The organism is Pseudotabrizicola sp. 4114 (genome assembly GCF_031457365.1).
Taxonomy (GTDB): Bacteria; Pseudomonadota; Alphaproteobacteria; order Rhodobacterales; family Rhodobacteraceae; genus Pseudotabrizicola.
In genome coordinates, this window is the sequence record NZ_JAVDWP010000001.1 from 132,446 (window position 1) to 153,828 (window position 21,383).

Here is a 21,383-nt window from a genome sequence, read left to right on the forward strand (position 1 = left end):
CCTCAATCGTAGAGGCAGTCACGAAGGCGGATCAGCCCGTGCTGCAATTCTGTTTGTGGGGCGACCAGAGCCACCCGGATATAGGCCTTGCCGGGGTTCTCCGCCCCGACATCGCGCGACAGGTAAGCGCCGGGCAATACCCGCACCCCCGTCTCGCGCCACAGCTTCAATGCCGCCGCTTCGCCGTCGCCGTCGGGCACGGGAAGCCACAGGAAAAACCCGCCCTCCGGGGCGACCCGGTTGTGCCGCCCGGCAAAAACCTCATCCGCCATGCGGAACTTGGTCTGATACAGCGCCAGACTTTCGGCCACATGCGCCTCATCACTCCACGCGGCTTCTGACACGCGCTGAATCGGCAGCGGCAAGGGCGCGCCCGCAAAGGCGCGCAGCTGGCGGATCCGCGCCATGCTGGCCGCCCCCGTCGCCACAAAGCCCGAGCGCAGCCCCGGCAGGTTAGACCGTTTGGACAGCGAATGAAACACCGCCACCCGCTCCGGGTCGGTGCCGCTGGCCTGCGCCACGGCCAGCGCGCCGGGCGGCGGCGCATCGCGCCAGATCTCGGAATAGCATTCATCGGCGAAAATGCGGAAATCGTGCTTTTCCGCCAGCGCCATCAGCCGCGCCAGATAGTCAGCGGGGGCAACCACACCTTGCGGATTGGCGGGCGAGCACAGATAGGCCACCGTCACCCGGTCCAGAATCTCGGCGGGCAGGCCCTCATAATCGGGCAGAAACCCGGTCTCCGCCGTGGCAGGCACATAGACCGGCTCTGCCCCTACGGTCAGCGCGGCGACGGCATAGACCTGATAAAACGGGTTCGGCATCAGAATGACCGGGCGCTTTCCGCCCTTGGTTTCCGGTGACAGCGCGATGGCGGCGTTGAACAGCCCCTCGCGCGTGCCGTTCAGCGCCATGATCTGGTCGGCGCTCAGGGCCACGCCATAGCGCCGCTGCACCCAACCGGCGATGGCGGCCAGCAGCTCGGGCGTGCCGTCATTCGGCGGGTAGACCCCGAAGCCATCCAGATGCTGCGCCAGAATCGGCCCGACAAAGGCGGGCATCGGATGACGAGGCTCGCCGATGGTCATGGCAACGGGGGTGCCCCCCGGCGCATGTGTGTCCAACAGCTTCCGCAAACGCGGAAACGCATAATCCGGCAGGTTCGAGAACCGCTCTGGAAACGCCATATCTGCCTCATGTTCAGGGTCGTCGCGCCCTGTTTTGTCCCAAGATAGCCACTCATGGGGGCGCGGTCCAGAAAAAGCCGCGACTGCGCGGGGTTAGCCACAAGGGATTGTGTCTTTTTCGCCCGATCCCCGGCCCTGACCGCTAGCGCAGCGCCCGCTCTGCCGCCGCCCCCAGCCGCAGCAGCCGTTCCTCCTGCATCGGCCCCGCCATCAGGCTGATCCCGCAGGACGGCTCCGAGGTTGGCAGGGTCAGCGCGCAGCCCCCCATCAGATTGCCGATCCGGGTGTTGCGCAGCGCCAGCAGGTTTTCCGACACGTAATAGGCATCATCCGTCATCAGCCGCGCGGCATCCGGCGGCAGGATCGGCGCAGTCGGCACCAGCACCGCATCATAGCCCGCCACTGCCTGCGCCCAGAGGGCGCGCAGCGCGTGCAGCCGCCGCCATGCTGCCACATACTCCGCCGCCCCAAAGCCAGCCCCCGAGCGGAACCGTTCCAGAATGCGCGGAAACATCTTTTCCGGCGCGGCCTCGATCACCTTGCCCCAGATGCCATAGGCCTCTGACGTGAACAGAACCGCCGTCAGCGCCATCGCCTCCGCCACCTCCGGCACCGCGCCGCGCTCAATCCGCGCCCCCGCCCGCGCCAGCCGGGCCAGCGCATCGTCAAAGCCGCGCGCGGGGGCCGCGCGCAGATCGTCCAGCGCCACCGTCTCCAGCACCAGGAGCCGCGCCCCCGACAGGCTGGCGCCGGCCAGATCCGCCGGCCGGCCGCCCTCCAGCGCGGCCAGCAGCAGCGCGCAATCCTCGACCGTATGGGCCAGCGGCCCGACGGTATCGAACATCTCGCACAGCGGCACCACGCCTTTGGTGGACACCCGGCCATGGGTGGTCTTCAGCCCCACCAGATCGTTCCATGCCGCCGGAATCCGCACCGACCCGCCGGTATCAGACCCGATCGCCGCCGGTGCCAGCCCGAACGCCACCGAAGCCGCCGCCCCCGAAGACGACCCCCCCGCCACCGCCGCCTCATCATTGATGCAAGGCGGCGTGGCCGTTACCGGGTTGAGCCCCAGCCCGGAAAACGCAAGCTCCGACATGTGGGTTTTGCCAAGGCAAACAAGGCCTTGCAGCGTTGCCATCCGCAACACCTCGGCATCTGCCACCGGGGTCCGCCCCCGCAGCAGCGCCGACCCCGCCTCGGTCGCCCGGCCAGCGGTGTCGAACAGATCTTTCCAGCTCACGGGCACCCCGTCCAGAGGGCCGCGCCGGAACCCGGCCTTGGCCCGCGATGCCGCCGCCATCGCCTCGGACCGGCAGCGGTTGGGCATCACGCGGGCAAAGATCCGGTCGCGCAGCGGGTGGCGGTCAATCGCGTCCAGCTGCATCTCGCACAGCTCCACCGGGTTGATCCGGCCTGCGCCAATCCCTGCCCCCAGCTCTGCCGCTGTCATATTCGCCCAAGTCTTTGTCATGCCATTCCCCAGCCCGCTTGCGGCAAGGCTAGCGGCAAGGCAACGCATGGACAATTCCGATCTTTGCCCCATAGTCCCCGCCATGACATATGACAGCGACATCCTGATTGCCGGGGGGGGATTGAACGGCCCGGCACTGGCCCTTGCCCTCGCGCAAGCGGGGCTGAGCGTCACCGTGGTCGATGCCCGCCCCGCCCCGGCGCGGGCCGAAGCAGGCTTTGACGGCCGCAGCTACGCGCTTGCCATCGCGTCGAAACGCCTGCTGAGCGCCATTGGCATCTGGCCCGCCGTGGCGGAGCAGGTGCAACCGATCCTGCAGATCAAGGCGTCAGACGGCACCGCCGGGCAGGGGGCAGCGCCGTTCTTCCTGCACTTCGACTCGGCCGAGATCGAAGAGGGCCCGATGGGCTTCATGCTCGAAGACCGCCACCTCTACCGCGCTTTCCTTGACGCCATGGCGGCGACCCCCGGCCTTACCCTGCTCTCCGGCGAAACCGTTGTGGCGCAAGACGTGACCCTGCAAGGGGCTTCCGTCACCCTCGCCTCTGGCAAGACCCTGACCGCCCGCCTGCTGGTGGGCTGCGACGGGCGCGGCTCGGGCACCGCCGCGCGGGCGGGGATCACACGGGTTGGCTGGGGCTATGGCCAGACCGCGCTGGTCACCGCGATCCGGCATGACAAGGACCATCAGGGCATCGCCCAACAGTTCTTCATGCCCGCAGGCCCGCTTGCGATTTTGCCGCTGCCCGGCTGGCACCACTCCTCGATCGTGTGGAGCGAGACCGACAGCGCCGCCGCCGCCATTCAGGCGCTGGCGGATGCCGAGTATCTGGAGGTGCTGCGGCCGCGCTTTGGCGATTTCCTCGGCGGAATCAGCCTTGCCGGAGCCCGCTTCACCTATCCGCTGTCGCTCAGTCTCGCGCAGAGCTTCATTGCGCCGCGCATCGCACTGGTCGGCGACGCCGCCCATGGCGTCCACCCGATTGCCGGGCAGGGCCTGAACCTTGGGTTGCGCGATGTGGCGGCGCTGGCCGAAGTGCTGGTCGACGCCACCCGCCGAGGTGAAGACCCCGGTGCTGCGGATGTGCTGGAGCGCTATCAGCGCTGGCGGCGGTTCGATTCCACCACGCTGGCGCTGGGGATGGACAGCGTTAACAGGCTGTTTTCAAACGATAACCCGGCCTTGCGGCTGGCGCGCGACCTCGGCATGGCAGCGGTCAGCGCCCTGCCGGGCCTGCGCCGTGGCTTCATCCGGCAGGCCGCCGGGTTGACCGGCGATCTGCCGCGTCTGCTGTCTGGCCAGGCCCTGTGACCGCAGCATGGGGGCCGTCGCGGGTGGCATCGAGCCACCCGCGACGGCGTTGCCACGGTCGGCCCGCACGGCAGGTACGGTTCTGAGTCCTGTGCGCTTTTTGACGCGGAGGACGCCTCCGGCGGGAGTATTTTGCAAGCAGCAATGGCCAGAATGCGCTTAACCCCGCGTTAAGGTTAACGTGCCAGGATGGCGTGGCGGTACAGGGAGGAGTCCCGATGACCGCAAGCAGCAAGTCGCCCCGGTCGCGTGGAAAGCTCTTCCTGCGCACTGGACCGGTGCCGTTGGCCGGGGCGCGCTGGTCTTGCAATTGCTGCTTTCCAAATACTCAAAATACCACAGCGCCGCGGGGGTGACGGTGGGGTAAATGGCGCCTGACGGATCAGTCTGCCAGGTGCGCGCGGAAGCTTTGCACCACCTGATCATAGACCGCGCGTTTGAACGGCACGATGGCGTCACACATGTCTTGAGCGCCGATCCATTTCCACGCCGCAAATTCCGGGTGTTCGCGGGTGATGTCGATCTGGTCATCGCGGCCCAGAAAGCGGAACAGGAACCACTTTTGTTTTTGTCCGCGGTATTTGCCCTTCCACACTTTGCCCAGCAGGTCCGGCGGCAGGTCATACATCACCCAGTCCTTGGTCTGGCCGAGTGGCTCCACCAGATCGGCGGTGACTCCGGTTTCTTCCCACAGCTCGCGCAGGGCTGCGTCGCGGGGCGCTTCGCCTGCGTCGATGCCGCCTTGCGGCATCTGCCAGGCCGCAGTGCCCGCAGGCGCGTCGAGGCGTTGGCCGGCCCAGATCCTGCCTGTGTCATTGATCAGCATCACCCCGACGCAGGGGCGGTAGGGCAGGGTATCCGGGTCAATCTGCATTCTGTCTGCCGTTCTGGTCCAGCCATCCGGTTTGCCGGGGCAGGGCGGGGTTTACCGCCTGCCCCGGATCGTTCTTCACAGCGTTGCGGCGCATGGCCCCCACGCGAACCTTACTGCGCCACCGCCTGCAAGCCGCGCAGGATGTCGACGGCGTAGGCCAGCTGGTAGTCTTCGTCGCGCAGTTTGGCCGCTTCTTCGGTGCGGGCGCGTTCTTCTTCCAGCAGCTTGCGCTCATCCTCGGACATCGAGTCGTTGGACAGCGTGCCGCGCAGATCGGCCTCGGTGGTCTGGCGGCGGGCGGCGCTGGTTTCTTCTTCCGGCGCGGCTTCGGCATCGGGGTCCGGGCGGGGCTGATTGACCACGATATCGGGCATCACGCCCAGCGCCTGAATCGAGCGGCCCGAGGGGGTGTAATAGCGTGCCGTGGTCAGGCGCATCGCGCCTTCGCCGCGCAGCGGGATCACGGTCTGGACCGAGCCTTTGCCAAAGCTGCGGGTGCCGACCACGATGGCCCGGCGGTGATCTTGCAGCGCGCCGGCCACGATTTCCGAGGCCGAGGCCGAGCCGCCGTTGATCAGCACAACGATCGGCTTGCCCATCGCCAGATCGCCCGCCGTGGCGTTGATGCGTTCGCTGTCACTGGCTTCGCGGCCCCGGGTCGAGACGATCTCGCCCTTGTCGAGAAACGCATCCGACACCCGGATCGCCTGAGTCAGCAGGCCGCCGGGGTTGTTGCGCAGGTCAACGACAAAGCCGTTCACATTCTCCATGCCGCCCAGCTCGTCAATCGACTTCTTCAGGTTTTCTTCCAGCCCCGAAAAGGTCTGGTCGTTGAAGGTGGTCACCCGCAGCACCACGGTATCGCCCACCACGCGGCTGCGCACGGCGGTCAGCTTGATGGTGTCGCGGATGATCGAGACATCGAACGGCTCTGCCACATCCTTGCGCACCACGGTGATGATGATTTCCGACCCGACCGGGCCGCGCATCATGTCGACCGCCGCATCCAGTTGCAGGCCCAGCACCGACTCGCCGTTGACATGGGTGATGAAATCGCCCGCCTCGATCCCGGCCTCATCGGCGGGGGTGTCGTCGATGGGCGACACCACTTTGACAAAGCCCTCTTCCTGCGTCACCTCGATGCCCAGACCGCCGAACTCGCCACGGGTCTGCACCTGCATGTCGTCGAAATCCTTTGGCGCCAGATAGCCGGAATGCGGGTCGAGCGAGGTCAGCATGCCGTTGATCGCGGCTTCGATCAGCTCTTTGCTGTCGACCTCTTCGACATACTGCCCGCGCACCCGTTCAAAAATATCGCCGAACAGATCCAGCTGTTCATAGACATTGGCGTTGCGCGCATTTTCCTGCGCGATCAGCGGGGCAGCCAGTTGTGTCGTCAGGACGACCCCGGCCACGGTTCCGCCGATAGCGGCCATTACGAATTTCTTCATCGCCTCGTCCTATTCCCTCAATGCAGCGAACCATTCGGCCGGATCGACCGGGTCTGCCCCTTGCCTGAGCTCCATATAGAGCGTTTGTGTGCCTTGCACGCCACCACCTTCTTGCGCGGTTGCCAGAAATTCGGCAACCCCCGGCTCGCCGCCGCCCATCAGGCCCAGTGCAGCGCCAAGACCCAGCACCTCACCCACCTGTCCATACACGGTTTCCAGACCCGCAAGGATCAACAGATAGCCCCCTCCGGGCTCCAGCACGATCACATTTCCGTAGTCGAGCAAGGGCCCGAGGTAACGGATTGTTGCGGGCCAGGGCGTGGTGACCAGCGCGCGGGGCCGGGTGGCCAGCGTCAGACCGGGGCGGCGCACCCCCACTGCATCCGATTCCATCGACCGGCGCAGCACCGTGCCCAGCACCGGCAGGGGCAACCGGCCCTTGGCATCGGCAAAACTGCTGGCGTCGCGTTCGTCGAGCGCGAGGCCAGAGGCAAAGGCCTCGAGCGTATCGGCGCTTTCCAGCAGGCCGCGCAGCGTATCGGGGTCTTCGGTAAACCGGCGCGGCAATTCGGTGCGGTCCGAAATCGCCTGGCTCAGGGCGGTGCGCGCCTCTTGCGCCACATCCAGCCCGCCCAGCAGGGTCTGCCCCGCCGCCTGTTGCAGCGCCCGCAGGTCGCGCAACTCGCTTAGTTCTGCGTTCAAGGTCTCGGCCTCGGCCTGCAGCGCGGGGGTCACATCGGCCAGCATCATGCCCGACCGCACTGTGCCCAACGGCCCCGCCGGGTGCAGCAGCAGCAGCGGGCCGGGGCGGCTTTCCAGCTGGCTCAGCACGCCGACCAGCTGCGCCACCCGGTCCCGCTTGGCCTGAAACTGCAATTGCAGTGTGGTTTCGCGCAGATGCGCCTGCCGCAAGGCTTCGCGCAGCGCGCCAAGGCCGGTTTCATAGGCGCGGATGGTCTGGGTCAGCGCCGCCACCCGGTCGCGTGAGGTCTGGGCCGCCTCGAGTGCCGCCACCGCCCCCTGCAGATCGACCGAGGCCTGCGCTGCCTGTTCCGCCACGCCCCGCGCCCCCTGCGCAAGGGCCGGGCCGGTCAGCAGCATCAGGCCAAAGGCGGCAGCGCGGATCATGTCAGCAGGCTAACTCCGGTCATCTCATCCGGCTGCGGCAGCCCCATCAGCTGCAACACCGTTGGCGCAAGATCGGCCAGCCGCCCCCCTTCGCGCAAGCGCGAACCTTGCGGCGCGCCCATCACGATCACGGGAACCGGGTTCAGGGTGTGCGCGGTATGCGGGCCATTGGTCACCGGATCCCACATCTGTTCGCAATTGCCATGGTCGGCGGTGACGATCATCGCGCCGCCCCGCGCCCGCAGCGCCGCCACGGCGCGGCCCAAACCGTCATCCACCGCTTCACAGGCCTTGATTGCCGCGTCCAGCATGCCGGTATGCCCCACCATGTCGGGATTGGCGAAATTCACCACGATCAGATCGTATCCCGCCTCGATCGCGCCCACCAGCTGATCGGCCACCTCCGGCTCGCTCATCTCGGGTTGCAGATCATAGGTCGCGACCTTGGGCGACAGCGGCATGAAGCGGTTTTCACCGGCAAACGGCACCTCGCGCCCGCCGTTCAGGAAAAACGTCACATGCGGGTATTTCTCGGTTTCGGCGAGGCGGAACTGGGTCTTGCCCTGCGAAGCCACCCATTCGCCAAGGCTGTTCACGATCACCCGCTTGGGAAAGGCGGTGGCCATATAGACGTTATGCGCCTCGGAATACTCCACCATGCCCAGCATCGCCGACCAATGCGGGCGTGTGCCGGTGTCGAAAGCGTCAAACCCCGGCTGACCCAGCGCTGCGAGGATCTCGCGCGCGCGGTCGCCGCGAAAGTTCAGGCAGAACAGCCCGTCACCATCCCGCGCCCCGGCATAATCGCCGATCACCGTGGGGGCGAGGAATTCATCGGTCTCGCCTTTGGCATAGGACAGCGCGACCGCCGTTTCGGCAGCCGGCGCATGTTCGCCCGTGCCATGCACCATCGCGCCATAAGCCCGCGCCACCCGGTCCCAGCGGTTGTCGCGGTCCATCGCCCAATAGCGCCCGGTTACCGTGGCCACTTGCGCGCCCGCAGGCAGACCCGCCACCAGCTGCGCCATGTATCCGGCGGCGGAAGACGGCGGCACATCGCGCCCGTCGGTGATCGCATGCAGCGCCACTGGCACGCCCAGCGCGGTCAGCGCCCGGGCTGCCGCAAGCACATGGCTGATATGGCCATGCACGCCGCCATCCGAGATCACCCCCATCAGATGCGCCGTACCGGCCTTGGCCTTGATCGCATCAGCAAACGCCAGCAGCGCGGGGTTAAGGGCAAAGCTGCCCTCCTCCACCGCCAGATCAATCGCGCCCAGATCCATCGCCACCACCCGGCCCGCGCCGATATTGGTGTGCCCCACCTCGGAATTGCCCATCTGCCCGCGCGGCAGCCCGACATCGGGGCCAAAGGTGGTAAGGGTTGAATGCGGGCAGGTCGCCATCAGCGCGTCAAAGTTGGGGGTATGTGCCAGCGCAGGCGCATCCCATTCGCGCACCGGGCCAAGCCCCCAGCCGTCAAGAATGCACAGGACAACGGGTTTGGGGGCAGGGGTCATGGCGCGGCCTCATTTTCTATGCCCTTGGGTGATAGCCCTTGCGAGGCTGCCCGGCAACACCCCCGCAAACAGGCCATCCCATCGCCGCTGCGGTGGGAAAGTCTTAAAAATCAGTAAAATCCGCAGATCAACCCGTTGATTTCACGCCGTTTCATGTCTTGTAACACAGGGGGCACGGGCAGGGGATTTTACAGCGACCCCTCAATAGCCCAGGGCCAGACCATCCTTGCGGGGGTCTGATCCGCCGGTCAGCGTGCCGCTGTCCCAGTCGATCCAGATCGCTTGCCCGCCGCCATGCGGTTCATCTGCCAGCGATACCCGGTGCCCCCGAGCCTGCAACCCGGCGATGGAGGCGGTGGGGATGCCATGCTCGGCCTGCACCTCGCCGTCCTGATAGAACACGCGGGGACAATCCATCGCCTCTTGCAGGTCCATCCCATGATCCAGCAGGTTGGTCAGCAGATGCACATGACCAAACGGCTGGTAATCGCCCCCCATCACGCCAAACGGCATGACCGCGCGCCCGTCCTTTGTCACCATCCCCGGCATGATCGTGTGCATCGGCCGCTTGCCGGGGGCCAGTGCATTGGGGTGATCGGGGTCCAGCCGGAAGCTGGCGCCCCGGTTCTGCAACACCACCCCGGTATCGGCGCAAGTGATACCGCTGCCAAAGGCGTGATAGGTGGAGTTGATGAAGCTGACGGCATTGCGCTCTTCATCGACGATCGAGATGTAGACCGTATCGGTCTTGGCAAGGTCGGGGTCGGGCAGGTCTGTCATGGCGCGATCCGGGTCGATTGCAAGGCGCATCCGCGCCGCGCGCGTGCCGGACAGCAGGGCGGTCACGGTATCATCGCCGGGGGGCAGATCGCCCAGACAGTCGTTGCGGTCGCGGTACGCCAGCCGTGCCGCCTCGATCTCCAGATGCAGCCGTTCGGGGCCAAGCGGATCGAGGTCTGAGAGGGAGAAGCCGGACAGGATGTTGAGCATCAGCAGCGCGGTCAGCCCCTGATTGTTCGGTGGCATCTGATGGATGCGGTAGCCGTGATAGTCGGCCGAAACCGGCGTGACATAATCGGCGCTGGTCGCCGCGAAATCGGCCAGATCGTGCAGGCCGCCAAGCGCGCGCAACCGTCCGACAATCGACTTGGCCACCGGGCCTTCGTAAAAGCCGGCGCGGCCCTGTTCCGCGATCCGCCGCAGGGTCCGTGCCAAAGCCGGCTGGCGGTGCAGATCGCCGGCACGGGGCGCGCGGCCGCCGGGCAAAAAGATCGCCGCAGAGCCGGTGTCCTGCGCCAGCAACTCGCTTGCATTGGCCCAGTCAAACGCCACCCGGTCCTGCACGACATAGACCGTTTCCGCGTAATGGATCGCCGGGGCCAGCACCTTGTCGAGCCCCAGCCGCCCGTGGTCGGCAGACAGGCGGCACCATGCGTCAACGGCACCCGGGACGGTCACCGCAAGCGGGCCATAGGACGGCACCTTGTCCAGCCCCATCTTGCGGTAAGCGTCGATGGTGGCCGCTGCCGGGGCACGGCCCGACCCGTTCAGCGCGATCACAGGCTCTTGTCCCTTGAGGCACATCAGCACAAAGCAATCGCCGCCGATGCCGGTGGATTGTGGCTCTACCACTGCCTGCACCGCCGAGGCGCAGATGGCCGCATCAATCGCATTGCCGCCCGCGCGCATGATTTCCAGTGCGGCCAGCGTCGCCAGCGGGTGAGAGGTTGCGGCCATCGCACCTGTGGCACGCGCGGGGGAGCGGCCGGGAAGCTGAAAATTACGCATCGGAGCTTTTCTTTCTTGAAGCAATATTTGGTATACAGGATTTATGAGGTGTTGATTATCGGCAGTTTCAGGTTTTTTCTTTGTGCTGCCATCCTGTCGTGTGGCTGTCGGTTTGAAACATTGGCCTGCATGGCCGTTGTGAAAGGGCACGGCGCAGTCTCTTCTTCATTTTTGTATACAGAAACGGCATGCATTCGCGTGTCAAGCCAGAATTTTGCCTGACAGCCGGTGTTCGGGTCGACCCGGCTGTGTTCTGTTCATGAACACGCCTCCCCGGTTCCCTGACGCTGACCTGACTGGAGCGGGAGGGTCTGGTCGCCGGACGGGCAGGCTGGCGTTTCGCGATATGGACCATACCGCGCAGGCTGTCTGCGCCGGATGACCGCGGATTGAGCCGTGCCGGACGCCGCCCCGGCTGTGATCCTGCAAGGATCGCGCGGTCAGGTGTTTTGCCGCAGCGACGTATCGGTGTTTGGCCTGATGGGAATCGGCCTGCCTTCGGAATCCAGCGCGACAAAGGTGAAATTCGCCTCGGTCACCTTTTCGGTGCGGGCGATTTCGCGCGGTCGGCGCCACGCATCGACATGGATTGTCATTGAAGTGCGGCCCTGCCTGACCAGCGTGGCATAGAGCGACACCTCATCCCCGATCTTGACCGGACGGTGAAAGATCATGGCATCGACCGCAACTGTCGCACTTCGCCCGCCCGAGGTCAGCGCCGCGACACTTCCCGCAGCAAGGTCCATCTGGCTCATCAGCCAGCCGCCGAAAATATCGCCCGAAGGGTTGGTATCGGCGGGCATTGCGATGGTGCGGATGGTCGGGCTGCCTTCCGGTGGCTGGTCTTCTCGGCTCATGGTGGTCCTGTGATCCTTGGGAACTGGACCTTGAGTCTAACAGATTACGCATGCCCGGACAGGTCCCAACCAGACCAATTCACGGGGCCGATGTATGGGACGGCGCGGGACGCCAGACCTTGCGGCATCCGCCGGTCAGACGACAATACCCGCGCGCGTCAGCGTCTGAGCTTTCAGAACCCGTGCAGCCGGTCGGCCCATTGCCAGCCGATCATGAGTCCCTTGATCCGGGGCAGCATCAGCAGACTGCCTGTCAGCACCACCGCGCTGATCGCCAGAGCCGTCGCCATCGGGCCAAGGTCGCTGTAGACAATCATGAAGTGCAGCATGAAGCCGGCAATGTGGCACATCACCAGAATGGTGAAATAGGCCGGGCCATCATCGGCCTTTTGCTGGGCAAAGCTCTGGCCACAGACCTCACACGCGGGGGCGACTTTCAGATAGCTGGTGAACAACCGGCCCTCGCCACAGTTCGGGCAGCACTGGCGCAGGCCATTCAGGATCGCAGTTTTCTTATCGCGCTGATCATCTTGCATGGCCGTCTCCTGTGACTAGACACAATATATGCGATCAAAGCTCTGAGTTGAACGGTCGCCGCTGCGACCATTCACCTCAGAGCCGTCTGTCAACGCGCATCTGCGATACGGTCATGGCAGAAATCGGTCCGACCGAGGGGAGTTGATACCCGGGCCGTTGACGCGATCAGCCGGTCTGCCGCCGCAGTTCGCGCAGCTGATCGGCGGTGATATAGCCACTGGCGCGAAGCCCTTCATCGCGTTGCCATGATGCCAGCGCGCGGCGCGTGCCCGCCCCGAAGACACCATCAATCCCGCCGGTCCGGTAGCCAAGTCTGGTCAGCCGGCGCTGAATGTCGCGGCGTTCTTCTGCGGTCAGGCTCAGCAGCTGTTCTTCGGTGCGGTCATCAACCGTGTCTGATCCGCCGGGTGGCGGCGTTCCGGCCACCGGCCCGGCCTGCTGGGCGATCAGACGCACCTGCTGGGTCGTGACATAGCCGGTGGCGGGCAGGTTGTTTGCGCTCTGCCAGCGGCCAATCGCGGCGCGGGTGTTCGATCCCCACAGCCCGTCGGCACCGCCGGTCGGATAGCCCAGTTTCGTCAACTGCGTCTGCAGCTGCATGCGCTGTGTCCGCGACAGGCCGATCTGCGCCTCGACCGAGGCTGGCCGGGTATTTCCGGCGATCGGTCCGCTGACGGGCGGAGGCGAGGGCTGGCCCGGTATCACTGACCCACCTAGCCGCGCCAGCGCACGCTCGGCATTGGCGCGGTTCGCGCCATTGGGAAACCGGCTGAGGTAGTTGCGGTACGCCTCGGCGGTGTTCGCACTCTGAGCCTGAGCAAAGGCCGTCTTTTCAAGCTCCTGCTCCACCATTGTCCGGGCTACGCCGGAAAGGATGTCGCCAAAATCGTTCTGTGCGACTGCGGGTCCGGTCAATCCGAGGCTGGTGACCAGCAAGAGGGGGAATGTCAGTGTCTTCATGGCATGGCTTCCTTTCGGATCAAGGGCGGCAAACGCGCACGATCCGACCTCACAACGCACTGTCGCGGCAAAAGTTCCTCACTTCGCGCTGCACGTCAGCCCGAACGCGAGACATCTGGTCGGTGTTGTGCATTCCGACTGACCCCCTGCCGGGGACGGGGGCAACAGCCGCCAGTGATAAAAAGGGAAAAGGGTGAGAGGCTGGACAACGACCCAAGCGGGGCTCGTTACGGCTGCTTCCTTCCGGACCTGACCGGGTTGGCGAGGCGCTCGCCCGCGCCAACCTCTCAAGGCGTCAGATAGGGCAGGGGAACGGCGTTTGCAAGCCCCAGATCGCCAGACAGGAGCGGGTCAGGGGCGGATGATCAATCCCAGATCCCCGCCCAGCGTGCGCCATCGGTCAGGCTGAGCGCGACATGATGGGCAAACCGCCCGGATGCCGGAATGATGTCGGGCACCTGAACCACAGTCATGCCCGCGCTGAAGGCGGCTTCGGCGCCCGGTTCGCTGTCCTCAAACACCAGACAGCGGGCCGGGTCCACGCCCAGGCGCGACGCTGCCAGCAGATAGGGCTCGGGATGTGGTTTCGGTGCGGCCACGTCATCGCGGGTGATCACCGCGTGAAAGGCAGGGCGCAGGCCGGCCTGTACCAGCCGGGCCTCGGCCGGGTCGCGGCGCGACGAGGTGACCAGCGCCAGCCGGTGACGGTCGCGCAACCCGTGGACAATGTCTGACGCGCCGGGCTTCAGCAGCAGGTCAACCGCCTGCGCCGCCAGAAACGCCGTCTGCCATGTGGTGTTCAGGCGGTCCAGATCCAGCCCCGGAAACCGCGACAGGATCATTCCGGCACTGGTGATCTGATCCACCCCGACAAGGCTGTGCAGCAGGTCTTCGACCCCCTCATGCCCCTGCGCCGCAAAGGCCGCAGTTCCGGTCTGCACGGACAGACGCTCACTGTCGACCAGCGTTCCGTCAAGGTCAAAGAATACGGCATCAAACACGGGTCAGTCCTCAGGGCAAAGGGGCGCAGGCCGCCGGTTCGGCGTCTGGGTAACAGATCACACCCGGATGAGAAAGGTGTCGCAGCCCGAGGCTATGGCTCAAAGTGCCATCCGCATCCGCAAGAAACCTTCACTGGTGCGGTTGAGCGGTGTCAGCGCCAGAGCGGGATGCTCGCCCAGACAGGCCGCCGCCATCGGGCTGGTGTCAAAGATGACCGACGTTCCCGGCACCGGCCGGAATCGCCAGGCCGCTGGCTCTGGCCGCAGGGCGGCACCGCTTTCGGACAGCACACGCTGCATGTGGGCAATCAGGATGTCGCGGTTCGGGGTCTGTTCGTCCAGCACCACAATGCCGCTTTCAACCGGGGCATAGCCGCCATTGCCGGAGCCGCGATAGCTGTTGGTGGCCAGGATGAACTCTTGCGCCGGGTCAATGGGCCGGTTCTGCCAGCAAAGGTTGCGGATTCGGCGGCCGCCCCGGTCAGATGGCGCAGCGGTCAGGTCGATCTCATAGCTCAGCCCGCCGATGGTGTCATAGACAAAGGAGGGCAGATCCGGATCGAACAACGGCTGATCCGCCAGCCCCGGCGTTATCTGACAGTAGCCGCGCACCGAACATTCCAACCAGCTGCGCACTGCCGCTCCGGTCAGGCGCAGCGCCATGATGGTGTTGGGGTGAATGTAAAGATCCGCCGCATGGCGCAGCAGGATATCCCCCGCGGGGATATATGTATAATGCTCTGGTCCGCCCAGCCCCCCGGCCTTGAACGGGGCGGTTGCTGACAACACCGGCAGATGCGCCAGCGGCCCCCCGGCCAGCCGCGCGGTGACATAGGCACTTTGCGCCTGATTGACGATCTGCACCGAGGGGCAGTCGGTGACCATTGCGAAAAAGCTGTGGATGGCTTGCGCGGTGCGGCCAACCGGCTTGCGCGCCCAGGCCCGCGTCGCCTGATGAACCTGACGGACCTGCGCGGTCAGAGTGGCATCGGGCACCACCAGCGCCACCGGGCTGCCTGCTTCATCGCGGCAGGCAATGGGCCGCGCCTCGACCCGGTGGCCGGTCACCTGCCAGCCGTCGGGGGTGCGTGTCAGATCAAGGTCGATCACCCCAAGGTGCGACCCGAAAAAGCCCGGCATGACGGCAGGTTTGCCGTGCAGGGTCGCAGCCTGTGCGTCCATTCCCGGCTGGGCGGTCAGCCCCGGTCCGGGAAACACCATATGGACATGGCCCATGACAAGGGCGTCAACCCCGTCGATTTCGGCAATATCCAGTGCCCCGTCCTGCGGGGGCTCGCCCAAGGGGGCGGCACTGATACCGCAATGTGCCAGCACCACCACAACATCGGCCCCGGCAGCACGCAGCGCGGGGAGGTGGCGTGCCACGGTTCGGGCCATCGGGTGCATCTTTACATGACCGTCGATTGCCTGCCGGTCCCAGATCGCGGTTTCGGGGGGCAAGACCCCGATCACCCCCAGCCGGATCAGATGCGCAGTGCCGGATTGGTCGCTCAGATGCCGCTTTATGATGGTCCAGGGCTGTATCAGCGGCGCAAGCGGGCTGTCCTCTCTGGGGATCGTATTGGCGGACAGAATCGGAAAGGCGGCCTCGCCCAAGGCTGACGCCAGAGTGCCGATCCCGTGCGAGAATTCGTGATTGCCAAGGTTGACCGCATCATAGCGCAATTGCTCCATCGCCTGCATCATCGGGTGCGGACGCAGGCCGGTGCGGGCCACATAATCGCCCAGCGGATTGCCCTGCAGAAAATCGCCATTGTCCAGCAGCACCGCCTCTGCCACCTCATGCCGGGCTTGTGCGATCAGGCTGGCGGTCAGGCAAAGGCCTTGGCGCACGCAGGGAGTATCGGCATGATAATCGTGCCCTGACAGGTGCATATGCAGATCGCTTGTCGCCAGCAGCCGCAGGTGAACCCGCTCTGGCAAAGCCGGGTCTTTTGGGTCAGGCAATGGTGCTGCGACAGGCAAACTGAGTGTCATACGCTCGCAATTGTTACAGTGACCCGGGTTCAGGAATTTTTCTCACAGCAATTAGACTTAGGCAAACCGATGGCAAGCCCAGAGAATGCGAAAAATGTAACTGTGACAACTTGTTCTTCTTGGAGTTGCATTTTGACACTACCCTGTCAGCGCCGGTTTACGTATGCCCGCCGGTCATGCGATCACGGGCCAAAGTCTTTGGGCATGCGACAGGGAACGACAATGCAACTGGCGGAAACGGTGACATTTGGCGGCTCGGGGCTCAATCGCGCGGCCGAACTGCGTGGTGATGCGGCAGCACAGGCCGGGATGCTGGCGCGGGGCAGGGTGTTGCCGGTCTGGCGCGGCAAGCCGCTGATGCAGTCAGGGGGCCTGGGCTGGGTCGGCTCCGACTCGGTCGTGCTGTACCATGCCGGCGCGCCGGTGTTTCTGGGGTTTGACGCGGATCAGCCCTGCTTTGCCGCTGATATCTCAGACTGGCTGCCCGAAGCCGGAGCCGAGGCGGTGCAAGCCGGGTTCATGGACCAGAGCGAGCAGCGTCACCCCGGCCTGCCCGACAGCTATGCCTTTGCCGAGTTGCGCGCCGCCATGCTGCGCCTGACCCCGCGCGAGGCTGAGCTGGCGGCAACGGCCAAGGCGGTGCTGCAATGGCACCGCAGCCACGGGTTTTGCGCGGTCTGTGGCGCGGCATCGGCGCCGGTGATGGCCGGGTGGCAGCGATCCTGCCCGGCGTGTGGCGCGCAGCACTTTCCGCGCACCGATCCGGTCGTGATCATGCTGGTCACCCACGGCAATCGCGCGCTTCTGGGGCGCAGCCCGGTCTGGCCCGAGGGGATGTATTCCTGTCTGGCGGGCTTTGTCGAACCGGGGGAGACTGTGGAGGCCGCCGTCCGGCGTGAGGTGTGGGAAGAGGCGGGCATCCGGCTGGGCGCGGTGCGCTATCTGTCCAGCCAGCCCTGGCCATTCCCCGCCAGCCTGATGCTGGGCTGTGCCGCCGAGGCGCTGACCGAGGCCATCACACTGGATCCGGCAGAGCTGGAACATGCGCTTTGGGTCACACGCGAAGACATGGTTTCGGTGATGGCGGGCACTCATCCGCTGATCAAGCCCGCCCGGAAAGGCGCAATTGCGCATTTTTTGATTCAGAACTGGCTTGCAGACCGGCTGGATTGACGCCAGATTCGGACAGGAACGGGCGAGAACAGCCCGGCTTGGCTGTGGGCATCCTGCCCATTGCCGCCAATCCGTGAAACCGGGCAGGGGTACAGGATGCAACTTTCGTCACGAACCGATATCGAGGCGCCGGTAGAGTTTGTCTTTGCCGCCCTGTCGGATTTTGAAGCTTGGGAACGCGCGGCCATGCGCCGTGGCGCAGATGTCAGCCGTATCGACAAGCTGCGCGCGCCCGGCGTTGGCATGGGTTGGCATGTCATCTTCCGCTTTCGTGGCAAAGAGCGCACGGTCGATCTGCGACTGACCGGGCTGGAGCCCGATGCAAAGCTTGCCTTCACCGGCGCGGGCCGCATGATCGAAGGCGATATGTCGGTCGAACTGTTGTCTTTGTCGCCCAAACGCACCCGTCTGGTGCTGCACAGCAAAGTGCGCCCTCTGACCATCGCCGCGCGTCTGTTCCTGCAATCCCTGAAACTGGCCAAGGGCAGGGTGCAGGGCAAGCTGAACAAACGGCTTCAGGATCTGGCGACCGATCTTGAAACCCGGTTTGCCGCAAGCCAGCGCCGCTGACGCCTGCCGAACCGGCAGGCTCTGTCCGTCAGCCGCGGTCGCGGTCTGACGGATAGACGCCCATCACCGTGACATTGTTGGTGAAATACCGCAGCTCTTCCAGTGCGAGCGCGACATGCGCATCTTCGGGATGGCCTTCGATGTCGGCATAGAACTCGGTCGCCATGAAGCTGCCGCCGACCATATAGCTTTCCAGCTTGGTCATGTTCACGCCATTGGTGGCAAAGCCCCCCAGCGCCTTGTAAAGCGCGGCCGGAATGTTGCGGACCCGAAAGGTAAAGGTGGTGATCATCTGCGCGGCACGGCGGCTGTGATCGGCCTCGCGGCTCATCACCAGAAAACGGGTGGTGTTGTTCTTCTGATCCTCGATATGGCGGGCCAGCACCTCCAGCCCGTAAATCTGTGCCGCAAGCTCACTTGCCAGTGCGGCGCGGGTCTTGTCCCCGGCTTCGGCCACCTCACGCGCGGCGCGGGCATTGTCAGAGCTGACGCGGCCGGTGATGCCATGACTGCGCAGAAAGCCCGCGCATTGCGGCAGGATCACCACATGCCCATGCGCCTCGGTCACATCGGCCAGTGATGCCCCCGGCACCCCCAGCAGATTGACATGCACCCGCACAAAGGCTTCGTCCACGATATGCAGCCCGGATTTCGGCAAAAGGCTGTGTACATCGGCCACCCGGCCATAGGTCGAATTCTCGACCGCCAGCATCCCCAGATCGACCGCGCCCGACCGCGTCATCTCGACCACATCCTCGAATGTGGTGCAGGGCACGACCTCCATCTCAGGCCGCGCCTGTTGGCAGGCCTGATGCGAATAGGCCCCAAGTTCGCCCTGAAATGCGATCTTGCCAGTCATGTTTCAGCTCCGATTGATAAACACGCACAAAAAGGGGCGATTGGTCGCGCACCTACACCTTGAAACCTGTATAGGGAAGCGGGTAGAAGCCCTGAAAAGAGAATGCCAAGGGAAAGCGCGACATGTTCGACACGATGACGATGACCAAGGTGTTGGGGGCGGTCTGCGGCTCGCTTCTGGTGTTTCTGCTGGGCGGCTGGGCTGCTACGGCGCTGTATACCACGGGTGGCGGACATGGCGATGACCATGCTCAGGCCTATGTGATCGACACCGGCGCGACAGAGGCGCCCGCCGAAGCAGCAGAGGCCCCGGATTTCGAGGCGATCTTTGCCGCTGCCGACGCAGGCGCGGGCGAAGCCGTGTTTGCCAAATGCCGCGCCTGCCACAAGCTTGACGGCGCCGATGGCGTTGGTCCGCATCTGAACGGCATCGTCGACAAGGCCAAAGCCACGTCGGCAGGCTATGCCTATTCTGACACGCTTCTGGGTATGGCGGGCGAGACCTGGACGCGGGAAAACCTGTATGCCTTCCTGCAGAACCCGCGCGGCTATGCGCCCGGCACCAAGATGGCCTTTGCCGGCCTGCCGCGCAGCGACGAGCGTGCCAACCTGATCGCTTATCTGGCAACGGTCAACTGATCTGCCTGAAACGCTGGCTGAAACAGCCTGCAAGGGCCGTCCCATCGGGGCGGTCCTTTTTGATTCTTGCCCCGATCACGCAATCGCCACTTGAGCCATCGACAAACCGCGCTTTACTTCCCTTAATGAAGCAAAGCCGCGCAAAAAGTGGCAAAGACAGATAGGGGAAGCTCAAATGGCAATGGCATATGGCAAAACGTTGGTGCTGGGTGCGGCTCTGATGACGGCGCTCCCGGTTTGGGCGCAGGAAACGGTGATCACCTCACACGGCATCTCGACCTTTGGCGAATTGCAGCTGCCCGCCGATTTTACCCATCTGCCCTACGTCAACCCCGATGCGCCAAAGGGCGGCGAGATCTCGATCTGGGCGCCCGGCGGCTTTGACAGCATGAACCCCTATTCGGTCAAGGGTCGCGCTGCGGGTCTGTCCTCGGCCCCGTATGAGACGATCGTGACCGGCACGGCGGATGAAATCGGCGCGGTCTATTGCCTGCTGTGTTCCACGATGGAATACCCCGAAGACCGTTCCTGGGTGATCTTCAACCTGCGCCCCGAGGTGACCTTTTCCGACGGCACCCCGATGACCGCCGAAGATGTGCTGTTCAGCTATGAGACCTTTCTGGCAAAGGGCTTAAGCGATTTCCGCGCCATTCTGGCCACCCAGGTCGAAACGGTCGAGGTGCTGGACCCGCATCGCATCAAGTTCACCTTCAAACCTGGTGTTCCCCACCGCGATTTGCCCGCCGACATGGGCGGTCTGTCGGTGATGTCAAAAGCGCATTACGAGGCGAACAATCTGGATCTGGAAGAATCGAGCATGACCCCGATGCTGGGCACCGGGCAATACACGCCGGGCCGGGTCGATGTGGGCAAATCCGTGACATGGGTGCGCAACCCCGATTACTGGGGCAATGATCTGCCGCTGAACAAGGGCCGGGGCAACTTTGACAGCATCCGCATCGAATACTACGCCGACTACGACGCCGCGTTTGAGGGCTTCAAGGCCGGGAACTACACCTTCCGCAACGAGGCCAGCTCGGTCAAATGGGCCACGGGCTATGATTTTCCCGAAATCGCGGACGGCCATATCATCAAAGCCGAACTGCCCGATGGCAGCAAGGCCACCGGGCAGGCGTTCTTGTTCAACATGCGGCGCGAGAAGTTTCAGGACCCGCGCGTGCGCGAAGCCATCGGTCTGATGTTCAACTTTGAATGGTCGAACGCCACCCTGTTCTACGGCATCTATGCGCGCATCACTTCGGTCTGGGAAAACACCTGGCTGGCGGCGACGGGCATCCCATCGGCAGAGGAAACCGCCATCCTGCAGCCGCTGGTCGATGAAGGGCTGCTGCCTGCCACGATCCTGACCGATGAAGCGGTGATGCCCCCCACCTCGGGCGAGCGGCAGCTGGACCGCGCCAATCTGCGCCGCGCCAGTGCGCTGCTGGATGAGGCGGGCTGGACCGTGGGCAGCGACGGCAGGCGTCGCAATGCCGCAGGGCAGGTGCTGTCGGTCGAAATGCTGAACGACAGCCCCAGCTTTGACCGCATCATGAACCCCTATATCGAAAACCTCAAAGCGCTGGGGGTCGATGCGAAACTGACCCGCGTTGACAATGCGCAGATGGAATCGCGCACCCGCCCGCCGTCTTATGATTTCGACATGGTGGTCGGCAATGCGCGGTCGAACTACATTTCCGGGTCGGAACTCAAGCAGGTTTACGGTTCGGCAACAGCCGACATGTCGGCCTTTAACATCATGGGCCTGAAAAGCCCCGCCGTTGACCGGCTGATTGATGTGGCCATGGCCTCGGCCTCGCTGGAGGATCTGACCGTCGCCACGCAGGCGCTGGACCGGGTATTGCGCGCTGAACGGTTCTGGGTACCGCAGTTCTACAAGAACGCCCATACCGTTGCCTATTATAACATGTTCGAGCATCCCGAAACCTTGCCGCCCTATGCTCTGGGCGAACTGGATTTCTGGTGGTACAACGCCGAAAAGGCAGAGGCGCTGCGGGCAGCGCGCGTCCTGCGATAACAAGAACAACAGGCAGGC

Annotated in this window: 18 protein-coding genes and 1 other RNA gene; 5 read left to right on the plus strand and 14 right to left on the minus strand. The window is 64.7% G+C overall.

Features of this window, described 5'->3' with window-relative positions:
• Positions 1–2: 2 nt before the first annotated feature.
• Together J2X53_RS00645 and J2X53_RS00650 are read right to left on the minus strand one after the other, a co-directional pair.
• Complete coding sequence (locus J2X53_RS00645; protein WP_349035557.1) at positions 3–1,187, minus strand: aminotransferase class I/II-fold pyridoxal phosphate-dependent enzyme; 1,185 nt, start codon at positions 1,185–1,187, stop codon at positions 3–5.
• 142 nt (positions 1,188–1,329) lie between these two features.
• The gene (locus J2X53_RS00650) at positions 1,330–2,661 is read right to left on the minus strand and encodes an amidase family protein (RefSeq protein WP_349035558.1); all 1,332 of its coding nucleotides are present in this window, start codon (positions 2,659–2,661) and stop codon (positions 1,330–1,332) included.
• An 82-nt stretch (positions 2,662–2,743) separates the two neighbouring features.
• Here J2X53_RS00650 and J2X53_RS00655 point away from each other — a divergent pair, with 82 nt between their 5' ends.
• The gene (locus J2X53_RS00655) at positions 2,744–3,973 is read left to right on the plus strand and encodes an FAD-dependent monooxygenase (protein WP_349035559.1); all 1,230 of its coding nucleotides are present in this window, start codon (positions 2,744–2,746) and stop codon (positions 3,971–3,973) included.
• Between the two features lie 382 nt (positions 3,974–4,355).
• On the opposite strand, the gene J2X53_RS00660 is transcribed toward J2X53_RS00655, so the two are convergent.
• The 11 genes from J2X53_RS00660 to J2X53_RS00710 form a co-directional block, all read right to left on the minus strand.
• Positions 4,356–4,847: an RNA pyrophosphohydrolase gene (locus tag J2X53_RS00660; protein WP_349035560.1), complete on the minus strand. Its 492-nt coding sequence runs from the start codon at positions 4,845–4,847 to the stop codon at positions 4,356–4,358.
• Between the two features lie 110 nt (positions 4,848–4,957).
• Complete coding sequence (locus tag J2X53_RS00665; RefSeq protein ID WP_349035561.1) at positions 4,958–6,298, minus strand: S41 family peptidase; 1,341 nt, start codon at positions 6,296–6,298, stop codon at positions 4,958–4,960.
• A 9-nt stretch (positions 6,299–6,307) separates the two neighbouring features.
• Complete coding sequence (locus J2X53_RS00670; RefSeq protein WP_349035562.1) at positions 6,308–7,426, minus strand: peptidase M23; 1,119 nt, start codon at positions 7,424–7,426, stop codon at positions 6,308–6,310.
• Complete coding sequence (gpmI, locus tag J2X53_RS00675) at positions 7,423–8,946, minus strand: 2,3-bisphosphoglycerate-independent phosphoglycerate mutase (protein ID WP_349035563.1); 1,524 nt, start codon at positions 8,944–8,946, stop codon at positions 7,423–7,425. The genes J2X53_RS00670 and gpmI overlap by 4 nt, the downstream gene beginning before the upstream one ends.
• A gap of 201 nt (positions 8,947–9,147) precedes the next feature.
• Complete coding sequence (ggt, locus tag J2X53_RS00680; RefSeq protein WP_349035564.1) at positions 9,148–10,734, minus strand: gamma-glutamyltransferase; 1,587 nt, start codon at positions 10,732–10,734, stop codon at positions 9,148–9,150.
• Between the two features lie 440 nt (positions 10,735–11,174).
• Entirely contained in the window at positions 11,175–11,591 is a 417-nt protein-coding gene (locus tag J2X53_RS00685; RefSeq protein WP_349035565.1) for an acyl-CoA thioesterase, read from the minus strand.
• Positions 11,592–11,764: 173 nt separating this feature from the next.
• On the minus strand, positions 11,765–12,127 hold the full coding sequence (locus tag J2X53_RS00690) for a DUF983 domain-containing protein (RefSeq protein ID WP_349035566.1): 363 nt from the start codon (positions 12,125–12,127) through the stop codon (positions 11,765–11,767).
• A gap of 166 nt (positions 12,128–12,293) precedes the next feature.
• Complete coding sequence (locus J2X53_RS00695) at positions 12,294–13,088, minus strand: peptidoglycan-binding protein (RefSeq protein WP_349035567.1); 795 nt, start codon at positions 13,086–13,088, stop codon at positions 12,294–12,296.
• Between the two features lie 191 nt (positions 13,089–13,279).
• Positions 13,280–13,378, minus strand: an RNA gene (ffs, locus tag J2X53_RS00700) — signal recognition particle sRNA small type.
• Positions 13,379–13,453: 75 nt separating this feature from the next.
• Entirely contained in the window at positions 13,454–14,089 is a 636-nt protein-coding gene (locus J2X53_RS00705) for an HAD family phosphatase (protein WP_349035568.1), read from the minus strand.
• A gap of 99 nt (positions 14,090–14,188) precedes the next feature.
• Positions 14,189–16,087: a bifunctional 2',3'-cyclic-nucleotide 2'-phosphodiesterase/3'-nucleotidase gene (locus J2X53_RS00710; protein ID WP_349035569.1), complete on the minus strand. Its 1,899-nt coding sequence runs from the start codon at positions 16,085–16,087 to the stop codon at positions 14,189–14,191.
• 222 nt (positions 16,088–16,309) lie between these two features.
• On the opposite strand from J2X53_RS00710, the gene nudC reads away from it, so the two are divergent.
• The gene (gene nudC / locus J2X53_RS00715; RefSeq protein WP_349035570.1) at positions 16,310–17,260 is read left to right on the plus strand and encodes an NAD(+) diphosphatase; all 951 of its coding nucleotides are present in this window, start codon (positions 16,310–16,312) and stop codon (positions 17,258–17,260) included.
• A gap of 96 nt (positions 17,261–17,356) precedes the next feature.
• The gene (locus J2X53_RS00720; RefSeq protein ID WP_349035571.1) at positions 17,357–17,830 is read left to right on the plus strand and encodes an SRPBCC family protein; all 474 of its coding nucleotides are present in this window, start codon (positions 17,357–17,359) and stop codon (positions 17,828–17,830) included.
• A gap of 28 nt (positions 17,831–17,858) precedes the next feature.
• On the opposite strand, the gene J2X53_RS00725 is transcribed toward J2X53_RS00720, so the two are convergent.
• The gene (locus J2X53_RS00725) at positions 17,859–18,689 is read right to left on the minus strand and encodes a prephenate dehydratase (RefSeq protein ID WP_349035572.1); all 831 of its coding nucleotides are present in this window, start codon (positions 18,687–18,689) and stop codon (positions 17,859–17,861) included.
• 122 nt (positions 18,690–18,811) lie between these two features.
• On the opposite strand from J2X53_RS00725, the gene J2X53_RS00730 reads away from it, so the two are divergent.
• Both J2X53_RS00730 and J2X53_RS00735 read left to right on the plus strand, forming a co-directional pair.
• Positions 18,812–19,327, plus strand: a complete 516-nt coding sequence (locus J2X53_RS00730; RefSeq protein ID WP_349035573.1) for a c-type cytochrome — start codon at positions 18,812–18,814, stop codon at positions 19,325–19,327.
• 220 nt (positions 19,328–19,547) lie between these two features.
• On the plus strand, positions 19,548–21,365 hold the full coding sequence (locus J2X53_RS00735; RefSeq protein ID WP_349035574.1) for an extracellular solute-binding protein: 1,818 nt from the start codon (positions 19,548–19,550) through the stop codon (positions 21,363–21,365).
• Positions 21,366–21,383: the final 18 nt, after the last annotated feature.

What these genes read in the sequence shown, in the direction of transcription:
- J2X53_RS00645 (WP_349035557.1), bottom strand. Translation starts at nt 1,187, where the DNA reads ATGGCGTTTCCAGAGCGGTTCTCGAACCTGCCGGATTATGCGTTTCCG.
- J2X53_RS00650 (WP_349035558.1), bottom strand. Translation starts at nt 2,661, where the DNA reads ATGACAAAGACTTGGGCGAATATGACAGCGGCAGAGCTGGGGGCAGGG.
- J2X53_RS00655 (WP_349035559.1), top strand. Translation starts at nt 2,744, where the DNA reads ATGACATATGACAGCGACATCCTGATTGCCGGGGGGGGATTGAACGGC.
- J2X53_RS00660 (WP_349035560.1), bottom strand. Translation starts at nt 4,847, where the DNA reads ATGCAGATTGACCCGGATACCCTGCCCTACCGCCCCTGCGTCGGGGTG.
- J2X53_RS00665 (WP_349035561.1), bottom strand. Translation starts at nt 6,298, where the DNA reads ATGAAGAAATTCGTAATGGCCGCTATCGGCGGAACCGTGGCCGGGGTC.
- J2X53_RS00670 (WP_349035562.1), bottom strand. Translation starts at nt 7,426, where the DNA reads ATGATCCGCGCTGCCGCCTTTGGCCTGATGCTGCTGACCGGCCCGGCC.
- gpmI (WP_349035563.1), bottom strand. Translation starts at nt 8,946, where the DNA reads ATGACCCCTGCCCCCAAACCCGTTGTCCTGTGCATTCTTGACGGCTGG.
- ggt (WP_349035564.1), bottom strand. Translation starts at nt 10,734, where the DNA reads ATGCGTAATTTTCAGCTTCCCGGCCGCTCCCCCGCGCGTGCCACAGGT.
- J2X53_RS00685 (WP_349035565.1), bottom strand. Translation starts at nt 11,591, where the DNA reads ATGAGCCGAGAAGACCAGCCACCGGAAGGCAGCCCGACCATCCGCACC.
- J2X53_RS00690 (WP_349035566.1), bottom strand. Translation starts at nt 12,127, where the DNA reads ATGCAAGATGATCAGCGCGATAAGAAAACTGCGATCCTGAATGGCCTG.
- J2X53_RS00695 (WP_349035567.1), bottom strand. Translation starts at nt 13,088, where the DNA reads ATGAAGACACTGACATTCCCCCTCTTGCTGGTCACCAGCCTCGGATTG.
- J2X53_RS00710 (WP_349035569.1), bottom strand. Translation starts at nt 16,087, where the DNA reads ATGACACTCAGTTTGCCTGTCGCAGCACCATTGCCTGACCCAAAAGAC.
- nudC (WP_349035570.1), top strand. Translation starts at nt 16,310, where the DNA reads ATGCAACTGGCGGAAACGGTGACATTTGGCGGCTCGGGGCTCAATCGC.
- J2X53_RS00720 (WP_349035571.1), top strand. Translation starts at nt 17,357, where the DNA reads ATGCAACTTTCGTCACGAACCGATATCGAGGCGCCGGTAGAGTTTGTC.
- J2X53_RS00725 (WP_349035572.1), bottom strand. Translation starts at nt 18,689, where the DNA reads ATGACTGGCAAGATCGCATTTCAGGGCGAACTTGGGGCCTATTCGCAT.
- J2X53_RS00730 (WP_349035573.1), top strand. Translation starts at nt 18,812, where the DNA reads ATGTTCGACACGATGACGATGACCAAGGTGTTGGGGGCGGTCTGCGGC.
- J2X53_RS00735 (WP_349035574.1), top strand. Translation starts at nt 19,548, where the DNA reads ATGACGGCGCTCCCGGTTTGGGCGCAGGAAACGGTGATCACCTCACAC.